13 protein-coding genes and 1 pseudogene are annotated in these 14,760 nt (G+C 72.9%); 2 read left to right on the top strand and 12 right to left on the bottom strand.

What is annotated here, in order from left to right; all coding sequences use genetic code 11:
• From AB0I22_RS37835 to aroH, 3 genes and pseudogenes are all read right to left on the bottom strand, one after another.
• Window positions 1–95 (bottom strand): annotated as a pseudogene (locus tag AB0I22_RS37835) (succinate dehydrogenase/fumarate reductase iron-sulfur subunit); the annotation flags it as partial.
• Window positions 92–1,174 carry a prephenate dehydrogenase gene (locus AB0I22_RS37830; RefSeq protein WP_363135568.1) on the bottom strand — a complete coding sequence of 361 codons (1,083 nt, stop codon included), beginning with the start codon at window positions 1,172–1,174 and terminating at the stop codon, window positions 92–94. The gene AB0I22_RS37830 and the pseudogene AB0I22_RS37835, both read right to left, overlap by 4 nt.
• On the bottom strand, window positions 1,171–1,533 hold the full coding sequence (gene aroH / locus AB0I22_RS37825; RefSeq protein ID WP_363135567.1) for a chorismate mutase: 363 nt from the start codon (window positions 1,531–1,533) through the stop codon (window positions 1,171–1,173). Before aroH ends, AB0I22_RS37830 begins: the two co-directional genes overlap by 4 nt.
• Window positions 1,534–1,695: 162 nt before the next feature.
• Here aroH and AB0I22_RS37820 point away from each other — a divergent pair, with 162 nt between their 5' ends.
• Window positions 1,696–2,058 (top strand): DUF952 domain-containing protein, encoded by a 363-nt coding sequence (locus AB0I22_RS37820; protein WP_363135566.1) that lies wholly within the window; start codon window positions 1,696–1,698, stop codon window positions 2,056–2,058.
• A gap of 48 nt (window positions 2,059–2,106) precedes the next feature.
• Complete coding sequence (locus AB0I22_RS37815) at window positions 2,107–2,814, top strand: nucleotidyltransferase domain-containing protein (protein ID WP_363135565.1); 708 nt, start codon at window positions 2,107–2,109, stop codon at window positions 2,812–2,814.
• A gap of 95 nt (window positions 2,815–2,909) precedes the next feature.
• On the opposite strand, the gene AB0I22_RS37810 is transcribed toward AB0I22_RS37815, so the two are convergent.
• From AB0I22_RS37810 to AB0I22_RS37770, 9 genes are all read right to left on the bottom strand, one after another.
• Window positions 2,910–3,941, bottom strand: coding sequence for a pseudouridine synthase (locus AB0I22_RS37810; protein ID WP_363135564.1), 1,032 nt, complete (start codon window positions 3,939–3,941; stop codon window positions 2,910–2,912).
• The gene (gene scpB / locus AB0I22_RS37805) at window positions 3,941–4,564 is read right to left on the bottom strand and encodes an SMC-Scp complex subunit ScpB (RefSeq protein ID WP_363135572.1); all 624 of its coding nucleotides are present in this window, start codon (window positions 4,562–4,564) and stop codon (window positions 3,941–3,943) included. The genes AB0I22_RS37810 and scpB overlap by 1 nt, the downstream gene beginning before the upstream one ends.
• A gap of 260 nt (window positions 4,565–4,824) precedes the next feature.
• On the bottom strand, window positions 4,825–5,919 hold the full coding sequence (locus tag AB0I22_RS37800; RefSeq protein ID WP_363135563.1) for a segregation/condensation protein A: 1,095 nt from the start codon (window positions 5,917–5,919) through the stop codon (window positions 4,825–4,827).
• A gap of 84 nt (window positions 5,920–6,003) precedes the next feature.
• Window positions 6,004–6,603: a hypothetical protein gene (locus AB0I22_RS37795; protein ID WP_363135562.1), complete on the bottom strand. Its 600-nt coding sequence runs from the start codon at window positions 6,601–6,603 to the stop codon at window positions 6,004–6,006.
• Complete coding sequence (locus tag AB0I22_RS37790) at window positions 6,588–7,703, bottom strand: ParA family protein (protein ID WP_030886862.1); 1,116 nt, start codon at window positions 7,701–7,703, stop codon at window positions 6,588–6,590. The genes AB0I22_RS37795 and AB0I22_RS37790 overlap by 16 nt, the downstream gene beginning before the upstream one ends.
• Window positions 7,704–8,012: 309 nt before the next feature.
• On the bottom strand, window positions 8,013–9,137 hold the full coding sequence (gene ald, locus AB0I22_RS37785) for an alanine dehydrogenase (RefSeq protein ID WP_363135561.1): 1,125 nt from the start codon (window positions 9,135–9,137) through the stop codon (window positions 8,013–8,015).
• A gap of 122 nt (window positions 9,138–9,259) precedes the next feature.
• Window positions 9,260–11,395: a tetratricopeptide repeat protein gene (locus tag AB0I22_RS37780; RefSeq protein ID WP_363135560.1), complete on the bottom strand. Its 2,136-nt coding sequence runs from the start codon at window positions 11,393–11,395 to the stop codon at window positions 9,260–9,262.
• Window positions 11,396–12,296: 901 nt separating this feature from the next.
• Complete coding sequence (locus AB0I22_RS37775; RefSeq protein WP_363135559.1) at window positions 12,297–12,923, bottom strand: NUDIX hydrolase; 627 nt, start codon at window positions 12,921–12,923, stop codon at window positions 12,297–12,299.
• 70 nt (window positions 12,924–12,993) lie between these two features.
• Complete coding sequence (locus tag AB0I22_RS37770; protein WP_363135558.1) at window positions 12,994–14,646, bottom strand: CTP synthase; 1,653 nt, start codon at window positions 14,644–14,646, stop codon at window positions 12,994–12,996.
• Window positions 14,647–14,760: the final 114 nt, after the last annotated feature.

The raw sequence follows: 14,760 nt of genomic DNA, 5'->3' as shown, positions 1-14,760 counted from the left end.
AGGCCGTGCTCCTCCTGGGCGCTCCGCTTGCGGTCGATGCCCGTCTCGTCCGCCGCGTCCAGCGGGTGCATGTCCAGCTCGGCGACGCGCATCAGCGCAGCGACCAGCCCCGTTCGCGGAGAGCGGCCGACAGCGCCGGGACCGCCTGCGGCTCGACCATCAGCTGGATGAGGCCCGCCTGCTGCCCGTTGGCGTGCTCGATGCGGACGTCCTCGATGTTGACGGCGGCCCGGCCCGCGTCGGCGAAGATACGGGCCAGCTCGCCCGGCTGGTCGCCGATGAGGACCCGGACCGTCTCGTAGACGGCGGGGGCCGCGCCGTGCTTGCCCGGCACCCGGACGCGGCCCGCGTTGCCCCTGCGGAGGACGTCGTCGATGCCCGCGGTCCCCTCGGCCCGCTCCCGCTCGTCGGCGGACTGGAGCGCGCGCAGCGACCGTACGGTCTCGTCCAGGTCGGCGGCGACGGCCGCGAGGACGTCGGCGACCGGACCGGGGTTGGCGGCGAGGATGTCGATCCACATCCGCGGGTCGGAGGCGGCGATCCGGGTCACGTCGCGGATGCCCTGCCCGCACAGGCGCACGGCGGTGTCGTCGGCGTCCCGCAGCCGGGCCGCGACCATGCTGGAGAGCAGTTGCGGGGTGTGCGAGACGAGGGCGACGGCCCGGTCGTGGGCGTCGGCGTCCATGACGACGGGGACGGCGCGGCACAGCGCGACGAGTTCCAGGGCGAGGTTGAGGACCTCGGTGTCGCTGTCGCGGGTGGGGGTGAGCACCCACGGCCGGCCCTCGAAGAGGTCGGCGGTGGCGGCGAGCGGCCCGGAGGACTCGCGGCCGGCCATCGGGTGGGTGCCGATGTAGCGGCTGAGGTCGCAGCCCAGCGCCTGGAGCTCGCGGTGCGGGCCGCCCTTGACGCTGGCCACGTCGACGTAGCCGCGGGCGAGGCCGCGCCGCATGGCGTCGGCGAGCGTCGGGGCGACGTGCGCGGGCGGCACGGCGACGAGGGCGAGGTCGACGGTGGACTCGGGCTCCTCGTCGTACCCGGCGCCGAGGGCCGCGGCCGTACGGGCCTGGGCGGGGTCGTGGTCGACGAGGTGCACCCGGACGCCGCGGCCCGCGAGCACGAGGGCGGCGGAGGTGCCGATCAGGCCGGTGCCGATGACGAGCGCGGTTCTCACTGGGCGATGTCCTTGCGCAGGGCGCCCGCGGCGCCGAGGTAGACGTGCGCGATCTTCGACCGCTCGGTGTCCGTCTCGACGTGCGCGAGGATGCGCACGACGCGCGGCATGGCCCCGGCGACGTCCAGCTCCTGCGCGCAGATCAGCGGTACGTCCGTGATGCCGAGCATCCGGGCGGCGGCGGCCGGGAAGTCGCTGTGCAGGTCGGGGGTGGCGGTGAACCAGACGCTGATCAGGTCGTCCGGCCCCAGGCTGTTGCGGTCCAGGATCGCGGTGAGCAGCTCCGAGACCTGCTCGCGCAGGTGCCCGGCCTCGTCCCGCTCCAGCTGTACGGCTCCGCGGACCGCTCGTACCGCCACGTCATCGCTCCCTGTGCCCGTCGGTGGCCTCGATGGCCCTGCTGCGCTCTCACCCTAACCAGTGGCCGGCGGGCGCGGCGCCGGTGTCCAACCGCGCGGGAATCGGCGGGCGCCGTCCGCGTCTGCCTCCGGGGCGGACCGCCGTCCGGTAGAACCGTGTGCATGATCTTCCACGTGGTGCCCCTGGACGACTGGCTCACCGTTCCGGACCGCCCTTACGCGCCCGCCTCGCTCGCCGCCGAGGGGTTCGTGCACTGCTCCCCGGACGAGACCGTCGCGCTCGCCGTCGCCACGGCGTTCTACCGCGAGGCGGTGGGGCCGCTGATGGTGCTGCTGATCGACGAGCACAAGCTGGACGTCATGGTCCGCTGGGAGGACGCGGCGGGCGCGCCGCCGCCGGGGGTCTCGCCGGGGACGCTGTTCCCGCACGTCTACGGGCGTATCAACCGCACCGCGGTCGAGGGAATGATGGAGGTGCGGCGCGACGAGGCGGGGCGGGCCCTGGGGCTGGAGGTATGGTCCTGAGCCGAAATTCAGCGGCCTCCGGGCGGCTGCCCATGGCACCATCCGGCCATGGCCGAATCCCCCGAAGCTCCCGAATCCGCTGGTCACGCCCTTGTCCGCGAGCACACGATCTATGACTGCGTGATGGGCTCGCGGGCGTTCGGGCTGGCGACGGAGGACAGCGACACCGACCGGCGCGGCGTCTTCGTCGCGCCGACGCCCCTGTTCTGGCGGTTCGACAAGCCGCCGACGCACGTGGACGGCCCGGAGGCGGAGCGGTTCTCCTGGGAGCTGGAGCGGTTCTGCGAACTGGCGCTGCGCGCCAACCCCAACGTCCTGGAGTGCCTGCACTCCCCGCTCGTGGGCCGCCTCGACGACACCGGCCGCGAACTGCTCGCCCTGCGCCCCGCGTTCCTCTCCCGCCGCGCGCACCAGTCCTTCTCCGGTTACGCGCTCGGCCAGCTCAGGAAACTCGAAGCCGACGTCCGCACGCACGGCGCACCGCGCTGGAAGCACGCCATGCACCTGCTGCGGCTCCTGATGTCCGCCCGCGACCTGCTGCGCACCGGCACGCTCACCGTGGACGTGGGGGACCAGCGCGAGCCGCTGCTGGCGGTCAGGCGCGGCGAGCTGGCCTGGCCCGCCGTCGAGTCCTGGATGACCCGCCTGCGCGACGAGGCCGACGCCGCGGCCGTACGCACCCCCCTGCCGCCCGAACCGGACCGCGCCCGGGTGGAGGACTTCCTTGTGCGGGTGCGGCGGGCGTCGGCCGCGTAGCCGGCACGGCGCGCGTACGGCCGTGCATACGCCGACGGGGCGGTCCGGCCGGTGGAACACAGACCGGGACCGCCCCGCCGGGAGACGGCGACGCCTTACAGCTCGACCTCGCGCATCAGCATGCCGACCTCGGTGTTGGTCATCCGGCGCAGCCAGCCGGACTTCTGGTCGCCCAGGGCGATCGGGCCGAAGTGGGTGCGTACGAGCTTCTCGACCGGGAAGCCGGCCTCGGAGAGCATCCGGCGCACGATGTGCTTGCGGCCCTCGTGGAGGGTGACCTCGACGAGGTAGTTCTTGCCGACGTTGTCGACGATCCGGAAGTGGTCGGCGCGGGCGTAGCCGTCCTCCAGCTCGACGCCGTCCTTGAGCCGCTTGCCGAGGTCGCGCGGGAGCGGGCCCTGGATCGCGGCGAGGTAGGTCTTCTTGACGCCGTACCGGGGGTGGGTGAGGCGGTGGGCCAGCTCGCCGTGGTTGGTGAGCAGGATGATGCCCTCGGTCTCGGTGTCGAGGCGGCCGACGTGGAAGAGCCGCGTCTCGCGGTTGGTCACGTAGTCGCCGAGGCACTGCCGGCCGTCCGGGTCCTCCATGGTGGAGACGACGCCGGCGGGCTTGTTGAGCGCGAAGAAGAGATACGACTGGGTGGCCACGGTGAGGCCGTCGACCTTGATCTCGTCCTTCTGGGGGTCGACGCGCAGCCCCTGCTCCATGACGATCTCGCCGTTGACCTCGACGCGGGCCTGGTCGATCAGCTCCTCGCAGGCGCGCCGCGAGCCCATGCCGGCCCGGGCCAGGACCTTCTGGAGCCGCTCGCCCTCCTCGGGGGACGTCTTGGGCGTCTTGATCTGAGGCTTGTTGCTGTAGCGCTCGCGGTTGCGCTCCTCGATCTTGGCGTCGAGCTCGCGGGAGCGGGCGGGCACCGGCTTGCGCCCCCGGTTGCCGGTCGGCTTGCTGCTCGGCTTGGACCGCCCGACGCCGCCGGGCCTGTTCGCCCCCGACTGGCCGGTGTCGCCGACGTCGTAGCGGCGCTCCTCGGGCCGGGGGGTGCCCGAGCGCTTCTTGTCGTCGCGCCTGCCGCCGCCCGCACCCCGTGGGTTCCGGTTGCCGCTGTTCCTGTCGCTGCTTCGCATCAAGGTTCCGTTGTCGAGTGGGTACTGTCTGCATCGTCCGGTGCATCCGGGTCGAACGACGGAACCCCCTCGCGGGAGTCCGCCTCGACGGCGTCCGCCTCCGGCAGGAACGGGGCGAGCTCAGGCAGCTCGTCCAGGCCGCGCAGACCCATCCGCTCCAAGAAGTAGTTCGTCGTCCTGTACAGGATCGCACCTGTTTCGGGTTCCGTGCCCGCCTCCCGCACCAGACCGCGCTGGAGGAGGGTCCGCATCACGCCGTCGCAGTTCACCCCGCGTACCGCCGAGACCCGGGAACGGCTGACCGGCTGACGGTACGCGACCACGGCCAGCGTCTCCAGCGCGGCCTGTGTCAGCCGGGCCTGCTGGCCGTCCAGGACGAAGCTCTCGACGGCGTCCGCGTACTCGGCGCGCGTGTAGAACCGCCAGCCGCCGGCGATCAGCCGCAGGTCGAAGCCGCGCCCCTGGGCGGTGTACGCGCCGGACAGCGCGTGCAGCGCGTCCGAGATCTCGCGGCGGGGGCGCTGGAGGACCTTGGCGAGGTGCTCCTCGGTCACGGGCTCGTCGACGACCATGAGCACGGCCTCCAGCGCGGGCTCCAGGTCGAGCCGGGCGACGGTGCTCATGCCGACGGGGTCACCGTCCGCGTCCGAGGGCGGGGGCTCGGCGCTCTCCGGGGGCTGGATCTCGTACGTGTCGTCCGCCTCGGGCGGGCTGTCTGCGTGCGTCTCGTACGTGCTGTCTGTGTCGAGCGGGCTGTCCGTCCCGTGCGGGCCGTCCGCCTCGCGCACGTCGCCTGCCTCGCGCACGTCGTCCGTCTCGCCCATCACTCCCGTCTCGCCCGTCATGTGCGCGCCCGTCTCCGTCACCGGCTCCTCGCGCGGGTTCACGGTGTCCTCTCCACGGCGCTCTCCTCGTCGTCATCGAAGTCGTCGAACTCGTCCGCCACCACGACCGGCCCCTCCCCCGCCGCCGCCCCGGTCCACCGGACCGTCAGCGCGCCCAGCGCCTCCTCCTGGTCGAGGGCGACCACCCGCTCGCGGTACAGCTCCAGCAGCGCGAGGAAGCGGGCGACGACGGTGAGGGTGTCGGGGGCGTCCTCGGCGAGCTGCGCGAAGCTCGCCTCGCCCGCCGCCCGCAGCCGGGCGATCACCACGTCCGCCTGCTCGCGCACGCTGACCAGCGGTGCGTGGATGTGGTCGACGTACACCTCCGGCTTCGCCTTGGGCCGCATCGCCGCGACCGCGAGCTTGGCGAAGCCCTCCGCGCCGATGCTGATGACCACCTCGGGCAGCAGCTCCGCGTGGTGCGGCTCCAGCCCGACCGTACGGGGGTACCGGCGCGCCTCGTCCTGGAGCCGGTCGCTGAAAATATCGGCGATCCGCTTGTAGGCGCGGTACTGGAGTAGCCGCGCGAACAGCAGGTCCCGCGCCTCCAGCAGGGCGAGGTCCGCCTCGTCCTCGACCTCGGCGGCCGGCAGCAGCCGGGCGGCCTTGAGGTCGAGCAGGGTCGCGGCGACGACCAGGAACTCGGTGGTCTGGTCGAGGTCCCAGTCGGGGCCCATGGCCCGGATGTGCGCCATGAACTCGTCGGTGACGCGGGAGAGCGCGACCTCGGTCACGTCCATCTTGTGCTTCGAGATCAGCTGGAGGAGGAGGTCGAAGGGGCCTTCGAAGTTGTCCAGCCGGACGGTGAACCGCCGGTCGTCCGGGGCATCCGCACCCGGAACATTCGCGCCCGATCCAGCCGCGTTCGAAGCGTCCGCGTTGTCGGCGTCCGTCTCCGCTACGGGCCCCACGGCCCCTTCGGCGACGGTGACGGAGACCGAGACGTCGGCAGGACCGTCAGGAGCCCCCGGGCCGTCGGCGGGCCCGACGGCCTCCCCCGCCCCGGAAGAGGCCGTCCCCGGCCCCTGCCCCAGCGCTCGGCGGGGCGGGGCTGCCGGGGCGTCGGAGCCGGTGGGGTCGTCGGTCGGGGGCATCGTGGTCCATCGGGCGGTTGCGGGCAGGGGGCGCGACGGACGTACGGGCCCGGCAGCAGACGGGCAGGCTACCGCCCCCCGCGGTCAGCGACCGCGCAATCGGCGCACCAGGATGCTCGCGTCGCCGCGCGACTCCAGATCGGCGAGGACGACCGCGACGGCCTCGCGCACGATGCGGCCGCGGTCGACGGCGAGGCCGTGCTCGCCGCGCAGCACCAGCCGGGCGTGTTCGAGGTCCATGAGCTCCTCGGCGGAGACGTACACCGTGATCTTCTCGTCGTGACGCTCGCGGCCGCTCGGGCGGCGGTTGGCCGCCCGGGCCCGGCGGCGCGCCGCCGCGGTGGAGCCCTGTTCCGACTGCGGCTGACGGCCCTTGGGGCGTTCCTGCGCGGTGGCGGGGGCCGGGGCCGTACGGCGCTCGGCGGACGTCTCCTGGCCCGTGCCCTGCGCGGCGGCGTCTCGCCCGCCGTGCTCGGGCTCGGCGGCGCCGGGCCGGGCCGTCCGGTCCCCGGCGCCGTTCGGCGCCTCGGGCCGCGCGGGGGCGTCGGGCTCGGCGGCCGGTCCCGGCACCCGCGGCTGCTGCTCGCCGTTGGCGGGCCTGCGCGGCGAGGAGGGCTGGAGCGCCGTGCCCCCGGTGGTGCGGAACAGTTCGTCGGCGCCGGGCAGACTCACTCGGCGTGACACCGGGCGAGCACCTCCCTGGCGAGCTGTCGGTAGGCGGCCGCGCCGACGGAGTTGGACGCGTACGTGGTGATCGGCTCGCCCGCGACCGTGGTCTCGGGGAAGCGGACGGTGCGGCCGATGACCGTGTGGTAGACGTGCTCGTCGAACGCCTCCACCACGCGGGCGAGGACCTCGCGGCTGTGCACGGTCCGCGAGTCGTACATGGTGGCGAGGATGCCGTCGAGCTCCAGGTCGGGGTTGAGCCGCTCCTGGACCTTCTCGATGGTCTCGGTGAGCAGCGCGACGCCGCGCAGCGCGAAGAACTCGCACTCCAGCGGCACGATGACCTTGTGCGCGGCGGTGAGCGCGTTGACGGTGAGCAGGCCCAGCGAGGGCTGGCAGTCGATGACGATGTAGTCGTAGTCCGCCATGAGCGGCTTGAGGGCCCGCTGGAGCGTGGACTCGCGCGCGACCTCGCTGACCAACTGCACCTCAGCGGCTGACAAATCGATATTGCTGGGCAGCAGGTCCATGTTGGGCACGGCCGTCTTCAGGAGCACCTCGTCGGCCGCCATGCCCCGCTCCATGAGCAGGTTGTAGACGGTGAGGTCGAGCTCCATCGGGTTGACGCCGAGGCCGACGGAGAGGGCGCCCTGCGGGTCGAAGTCGACGAGCAGCACCCGGCGTCCGTACTCCGCGAGCGCGGCTCCCAGGTTGATGGTCGAGGTGGTCTTGCCGACCCCGCCCTTCTGGTTGCACATCGCGATGATCTTCGCGGGGCCGTGGTCGGTCAGCGGTCCCGGGATCGGGAAGTACGGGAGCGGCCGGCCGGTGGGGCCGACACGCTCCCGGCGCTGTCGGGCTGCGTCGGGGGCTAGCGTGGCTGCGTACTCCGGGTCTGGCTCGTACTCGGCATCGGGGTCGTAGAAGTGCCCCTGGGGGACTTCGTCGTAGTCGGCGAGACGGGCGGAGTCCGTGCCGCCGTGGTCGCCGGCCATGGCGTTCACGTGGGGGCCATCCATGCTCTGGTGGGCTGTGGTCGCGCTCTGCGCTTCGAAGGTGTGGACAGCGACGGAGCCGACAGCCTGGAACCCCGAGGCGCTCTGGCCCTGTGCAGGCATTCCTGGTTGACCACCCCCGGGAGCAAATGTCGACTCATTCACAAGTCGTCCTACCTCCTTGGTGACCAGGAAACATCTCGATAGGTCAGCGTGGCACCATGCCGACGGTGGCCGACTCTATGGCGTGTCGGCCTTCCGCAGCAACACAATCCGCCGGAGACGGCACGATGTGTCGGCAATCGAACACCCCTCTGTCAAGGGTGTACGGAGTGCGTTCCGGAGATTTCGCGGGTGGGTGAAACGGCCCGGCCGGACCCCGTTCAGCGAGGTCCGGCCGGGCGCGTCACGTTGACAGCTCGCGCTCGCGCGTCAGCCGAGGAGCGTGCTCAGCGCCACGTGCGGCAGGTCGTGCGCCTCGGCGACGGAGGCGTAAGTGACCTGGCCCTCGTGGGTGTTGAGCCCCTTGGCGAGGGCCGCGTCCCGGTTCAGCGCCTCGCGCCAGCCGCGGTTCGCCAGCTCCACGATGTAGGGCAGCGTGGCGTTGGTGAGGGCGTGGGTGGAGGTGTGCGGGACGGCGCCCGGCATGTTCGCGACGCAGTAGAAGACCGAGTCGTGGACCGGGAAGGTCGGCTCGGCGTGCGTGGTCGGCTTCGAGTCCTCGAAGCAGCCGCCCTGGTCGATCGCAATGTCGACAAGGACACTTCCGGGCTTCATCCGGGAGACCAGCTCGTTGGTGACCAGCTTCGGGGCCTTGGCGCCGGGGATGAGCACCGCGCCGATCACGAGGTCGGCCTCAAGGACGGCCTTCTCCAGCTCGTAGGCGTTGGAGGCGATCGTCTGCACCTTCGTGCCGAAGACTTTGTCGGCCTCGCGCAGCTTGTTGATGTCCTTGTCGAGCAGCGTGACGTGGAAGCCCATGCCTATCGCGATCTGCGCGGCGTTCCAGCCGGAGACGCCGCCGCCGATGACGACCGCCTTGCCGGCGGCGACGCCGGGGACGCCGCCCGGCAGCACGCCGCGGCCGCCGGCCGCGCGCATCAGGTGGTACGCGCCGACCTGCGGGGCAAGCCGGCCGGCGACCTCGGACATCGGGGCGAGCAGCGGCAGCTGGCGGCCCGCGGTCTCGACGGTCTCGTAGGCAATGGCGGTGGTGCCGGACTCCAGCAGGGCGTCCGTGCACTCCCGGGAGGCGGCGAGGTGGAGGTACGTGAAGAGGGTCTGGCCCTTGCGGAGCCGGTGGTACTCCTCCGCGATCGGCTCCTTGACCTTCAGCAGCAGGTCGGCGGTGGCCCAGACCTCGTCGGCGGTGTCCAGGATGGTCGCGCCCGCGGCGACGTACTCCGCGTCCGTGATGGAGGAGCCGACTCCGGCGTTCCGCTCGACGTGGACCTGGTGGCCGTGGCGCACCAGCTCATGCACGCCGGCGGGGGTGATGGCCACGCGGAATTCGTTGTTCTTGACCTCGCGGGGGATGCCGACCTTCACGTCGATCACGGTCCTTGTATCGGAGAATGACAGGCTAATCCGGATATGCCACGGCACACCAGAGCAGACCGCGGCGCCCGCGGCGCGGCCAGTCTAATGAAGGATCTCGTGGTGTCTAGCCTTGCAAAGCACTAATCTTCGCGAGATGAGCTACTGATTTCGTAGGCGGGGAGTGGCGCTCCGCCTTCCGCTTCCCGCACGGGGCCCACCGGGGCGCCGAGCAGCGCCTCCGCCGCGGACCGGTGCACCCGCGCCGCGGCCCGGTCGCCGAGCCGCTCCAAGGTGTCCGCCAGCCTCAGCTGCACCGCCGCCTGCAGCCGGACGTCGCCCGCCTCGCGCGCGCACTCCAGCGCCTCCAGACAGGTCCGCAGCGCCTCCCGCGGCCGGCCCGCGTACTCCTGTACCCGGCCCGTCTCGCTGAGCGCCCGCGCGTGGCCGGGCAGATCCCGCAGCCTGCGGCAGGCGGCCGCCGCCGCCCGCCAGTTGCGCAGCGCGTCGCCCCAGCGCCCGGCGTAGGTGTGCACCGCGCCGAGCCGCCCGTACAGCCGCGCCTCGTCGGCGAGTTCGCCGCGGGTCAGCCGCAGCTCCAGCGCCCGCCCGTACCAGTCGGCGGCCCGCTGCCAGTCGCCCATCTCCTGGTACGAGGCGGCGATGGACTCCAGCGAACGGCCCGTGGCGTACGGGTCCGCGGCCTCCCGCGCCGCCACCAGCGCCTCCCGGTAACGGACCAGCGCGCCCTCGGTACGGCTCGCCCGCGCGTCCAGATCGCCCAGGTTCAGCAGCGCGGCGGCCTTCTCCATCGGCATCCGGCGGCGCCCCGCGACGTCCAGGACCAGTTGGTGGAGGCCGTAGAGCTCCGGCGCGGCCTCCTCGGCCCCCTGATGGACGGTCAGCGCCCGCGCCAGCGCGGACACCAACCGCCGTGCCAGGGTGTCCAGTTGGCCGTCGCGCACCGCGAGCCGGGCCGCCGCGAGCAGCGCGGGCCGGCGCAGCCGCAGCCACCGCGCGGCCTCGTCCGCGGAGCCGAAGCGCAGCGCGCGGGGCACCTCGGCCAGCCGCTTGCGCGCCACGGAATCCGCGGGCTCGGTGATCGCCCGGCACGAGTGCAGCTGCCGTACGGTCCGCTCCAGCATCCGCGCGCGGGCCAGCTCCGCCTCCGCCGGGCGCTCCTGCGCGGCGAGCAGCGCCCGCAGCATCGGGTGCAGCGAGCCGGGCACCTGGTACTGCGGCGGCACGGCCGAATCCTGGTCCGCCGGGGACCGCGGGTCCGCCTGGTGCAGCAGCCCCTGCGCGACGAAGTCCTCCAGCGTGGACTGGGCCGCCGACAGCGAGCAGCCGGCGAGCGCGGAAGCGGTGTGGGCGTCGGCCAGCCCCGCCGGGGCGAGCGCGAGCAGCCGCAATATACGGGCGGCGGGCGCGGGCAGCGATTCATAGGCGAGCCGGAAGGCGCGGGCCAGCGGACGCCCGCCGCTCTCCTGCCCCTCCTCCGCCGGCATCTCCCGCAGCAGCTTGACGACGTCGGCGACGGACGCCTTGGGGCGGGCCGCCAGCCAGCCGCCGACCAGGACCAGGGCGGCGGGCTGGCCGCCGCACTCCTCCACGACGGAATCCGCGGAGACCGGGTCGCAGGTGATGCGGGTCGAACCCGCGAACCGCCCGATCAGCTCCACGGCCGCGCCCTTGCCGAGCCCGCCCAGCGTGCACGGCCGTACGTCCGGAACCCCGGTGAGCGGCCCCTGCGAGACGGCCACGAGCAGCGAGTCCGGGGCGTCCGGGAGCAGCGCGTCGACCTGCTCGGCGCTCGCCGCGTCGTCGAGCAGCAGCAGCACGCGCCGCTTGTCCAGCGCCGTCCGCAGCGCCTCGGACAGCTCGTCCTCGCCGGCGCCGGGCACCGAGCCCACGCCGAGCGATCCGAGCAGTTCGCGGGCGGCCCGCTCGACCGGTACGGGCTCCCCGCCGGGCTCCGTGAGCCGCGCCCGCAGCACCCCGTCCGGGTAGTCCCCGGCCAGCCGCCGGGCCAGTTCCCCGGCGAGCGCGCTGCGCCCGGAGCCGGGTCGGCCCGCGATGAGCAGCACCCGGCTGCGGGGCGTCTTGCGCCCGGAGATGGTGTCGAGCCCGGCCCGGTCGATGTCGGACCGCAGCGCCTTCAGCTCGCGCTGCCGCCCGTAGAACGTGCGCGGCGACGCCGCGGTGGCAGTGGCCGTGCGGCCCGCCGAGGACGGCCGCCGCGACGCGGCCCCCTGCTCCCCCACCGCTTGATCCGTCACGCGCCACGCTCCCGTCCACTTGCGCGTACGAGCCCGCCGCGGCTGCGAGCGGGAACTTCACGAGCCTAGTTCACTCGACGCCGACGCTCCGGCAGCGCACGCCCCTCGGATCACTCAATCGGATCAGCGCACCGGGCCGCCTCCGGCTGGGCCTGCCAACGACACCGGGCCTCCCCGGGCCCGGCCTCGGGGTCGCGGACTCGCGCGCCCTGGCTGAGCGGGGCGGGCGCGTCGCGCACCACCGCTACCGCCCGCGCCGCTCGGCCAGGGCCGCCGGGCCCGTGACCGCCACCGGGCGGCGGCCCCGACCAGCACAAGCCGACTGCCGAACCGCTGACGACGACCTCGCGCACGGCATACCACCGCCGGACCGCGAAAGCTCGCGCCCCGGGCGAATCGCCTGCCGTCGCCAACGCCATCGGATCGCCAGTCCGCACCCGCCCGGCCTCGGACCACCGACCCACAGCCACCACCCGACGACAGGCCCAGCCAGAGCAGACCGCCCACCGAACTACCGGCCCTGGCCGCCGGCCGAGCAGAACGAGCGGGAGTCATCAAGCCACCGGGCCCGCGGGCATCGGGCCCCAACCCGAGCAGAACAGGCTGAGACCACCAGACCTCGGGCCACCGGCCCTCGGAACGCCAGACCGAGCAGAACGAGCCGAAACCATCAACCCTCGGGCCACCGGACCCACGGACATCAGGCCCCCAACCCAAGCAGAACAGGCTGAAGCCACCAGACCTCGGGCCCGCAGGCGTCGGGCCCGCAGGCGTCAGGCCCCTGGCCCGAGCAGAACGGGCTTAAGCAATCAGGCCTCGGGCCCCCGGCCAGCGCATGCCGGGGGCCAGGCCGGCCGTCAGCCCCAGGCACCCTCCCCGCACCCGCGGGCGGCCACGCCCGCTAGGCCTCGAACGGCCTGGCCGGCCACGGTGCGTCCGCGGGGCGGAGCGCGTCGAGGCCGTCGCCCGCCATCGCGGCCTGGAGCGAAAGGGCGCCTACCACCAGGCAGTTGTTGTGGAGGTCGCCGGCGAGGACGCCGCGAACGAGGTCGGGGAGCGGAACGCGGGCGAGTTCCATGTCGGCCTCCTCCTCGGAGACCTCGAACCGCTCGCCCTCCACCTCGGAGACGCCGCGGGCCAGGAAGATCCGTACGGCCTCGTCGCAGCCGCCGGGCGTGGTGTAGACGTCGGTGAGGACGCGCCAGTCCTCGGCCTTGACGTGGGCCTCCTCGTACAGCTCGCGCTGGGCGGCGTGCAGCGGGTTCTCGCCAGGGATGTCGAGGAGGCCGGCCGGGATCTCCCAGAGCTTGTGCCGCACCGGGTGCCGGTACTGGTTGAGGACCAGGACGCGCTGCTCGTCGTCGAGGGCGAGGACGGCGACGGAACCGGGGTGGACCTGGTAGTCGCGCTTGACGGCGGCGCCGTCCGGCATGACGACCTCGTCCGTGCGGACACTGGTCTTGTTCCCGACGAACGGCGTCGCGGTCGCGGTGACCTGCCACTCGGCGGCGGTGTCCTTGATACCCATGTACGTCCTCCTGAACGACGGAACCGGGGCAGGGGCCGCAAAACGCCCGCACCCCGGTCCACCGTATAGGTCAGCCCTGCTGCCGCTTGACGGCCGCCTTCACCAGGCCCGCGAAGAGCGGGTGCGGGCGGGTCGGGCGGGAGCGCAGCTCCGGGTGCGCCTGGGTGGCGACCAGGTAGGGGTGCACGTCGCGCGGGTACTCGACGTACTCCACCAGCTTGTTGTCCGGGGAGGTGCCGGAGAACTGGAGTCCGGCCTTCTTCTCCAGGTCCGCGCGGTAGGAGTTGTTGACCTCGTAGCGGTGGCGGTGGCGCTCCTCCACGTACGGCTGGTCGTCGTAGGTCTCGCGCACGATGGAGCCCTCGGCGAGCTTCGCCGGGTACATGCCGAGCCGCATGGTGCCGCCCATGTCGCCGTCGCCGGCGACGATGTCGAGCTGCTCGGCCATGGTGGAGATGACCGGGTTGGCGGTGGCCGGGTCGAACTCGGTGGAGTTGGCGCCCTCGATGCCCGCGAGGTTGCGCGCCGCCTCGATGACCACGCACTGGAGGCCCAGGCAGAGGCCGAGCAGCGGGATGCCGCGTTCACGGGCGTAGGTGATCGCGCCGACCTTGCCGTTGACGCCGCGGTCGCCGAAGCCGCCGGGGATGCAGACCGCGTCCACGTCGCCGAGCTGCTCCTGGGCGCCGGCCGGGGTGGTGCAGTCGTCGGAGGTGACCCACTTGATCTTCACGCGGGCCTGGTTGGCGAAGCCGCCGGCCCGGATCGCCTCGGTGACCGAGAGGTAGGCGTCCGGCAGGTCGATGTACTTGCCGACCAGCGCGACCTTGACCTCGTGCTTCGGCTCGTGGACGCGCTTGAGCAGGTCGTCCCACTGGGTCCAGTCCACGTCCCGGAACGGCAGGTCGAGGCGGCGCACCACGTACGCGTCCAGGCCCTCGGTGTGCAGCACCTTCGGGATGTCGTAGATCGACGGCGCGTCCTTGCAGGCCACCACCGCGTCCTCGTCGACGTCGCACATCAGCGAGATCTTGCGCTTGATGGCGGTCGGCACGTCGCGGTCGGCGCGCAGCACGATGGCGTCCGGCTGGATGCCGATGTTGCGCAGGGCGGCGACCGAGTGCTGGGTCGGCTTGGTCTTCAGCTCGCCGGACGGACCGATGTACGGGAGCAGCGAGATGTGCACGACGAAGACGTTGTCGCGGCCGACCTCGTGGCGGGTCTGGCGCACGGCCTCCAGGAACGGCAGCGACTCGATGTCGCCGACGGTGCCGCCGACCTCGGTGATGACGACGTCGACGTCATCGGTGGCCATCCGCCGGACGCGGTGCTTGATCTCGTTGGTGATGTGCGGGATGACCTGCACCGTGTCGCCCAGGTACTCGCCGCGCCGCTCCTTGGCGATCACGGTGGAGTAGACCTGGCCGGTGGTGACGTTGGCGGACCCGTCGAGGTCGACGTCGAGGAAGCGCTCGTAGTGGCCGATGTCCAGGTCGGTCTCGGCGCCGTCGTTGGTGACGAACACCTCGCCGTGCTGGAACGGGTTCATCGTGCCCGGGTCGACGTTCAGGTACGGGTCGAGCTTCTGCATCGTGACCCGCAGGCCCCGGGCCTTGAGCAGCGCGCCCAGGCTGGAGGCGGTGAGGCCCTTGCCGAGCGAGGAGGCGACACCCCCGGTGACGAAGAGGTGCTTGGTCGTCGTGGGCTTTGCGGCAATGGCCAAGAGGGGGCTCCCGTGGTCGCGAGGTGAAGTGCGAGTCGGCGTCAGCCCGGTTTTTCGGGGGCCGCCGTCGCTGCGGTTCGGGGGTTCTGCTCCCACCGGTCCACGGGCTACCAG

The organism is Streptomyces sp. NPDC050610, assembly GCF_040654875.1.
GTDB lineage: Bacteria > Actinomycetota > Actinomycetes > Streptomycetales > Streptomycetaceae > Streptomyces.
Note: the sequence above shows the minus strand (reverse complement) of the source record. Positions and strands in the feature narration are given on the sequence as shown.

What these genes read in the sequence shown, in the direction of transcription:
- AB0I22_RS37790 (WP_030886862.1), bottom strand. Translation starts at nt 7,703, where the DNA reads ATGCCTGCACAGGGCCAGAGCGCCTCGGGGTTCCAGGCTGTCGGCTCC.
- scpB (WP_363135572.1), bottom strand. Translation starts at nt 4,564, where the DNA reads ATGAGCACCGTCGCCCGGCTCGACCTGGAGCCCGCGCTGGAGGCCGTG.
- AB0I22_RS37820 (WP_363135566.1), top strand. Translation starts at nt 1,696, where the DNA reads ATGATCTTCCACGTGGTGCCCCTGGACGACTGGCTCACCGTTCCGGAC.
- AB0I22_RS37800 (WP_363135563.1), bottom strand. Translation starts at nt 5,919, where the DNA reads ATGCCCCCGACCGACGACCCCACCGGCTCCGACGCCCCGGCAGCCCCG.
- AB0I22_RS37815 (WP_363135565.1), top strand. Translation starts at nt 2,107, where the DNA reads ATGGCCGAATCCCCCGAAGCTCCCGAATCCGCTGGTCACGCCCTTGTC.
- AB0I22_RS37775 (WP_363135559.1), bottom strand. Translation starts at nt 12,923, where the DNA reads ATGGGTATCAAGGACACCGCCGCCGAGTGGCAGGTCACCGCGACCGCG.
- AB0I22_RS37810 (WP_363135564.1), bottom strand. Translation starts at nt 3,941, where the DNA reads ATGCGAAGCAGCGACAGGAACAGCGGCAACCGGAACCCACGGGGTGCG.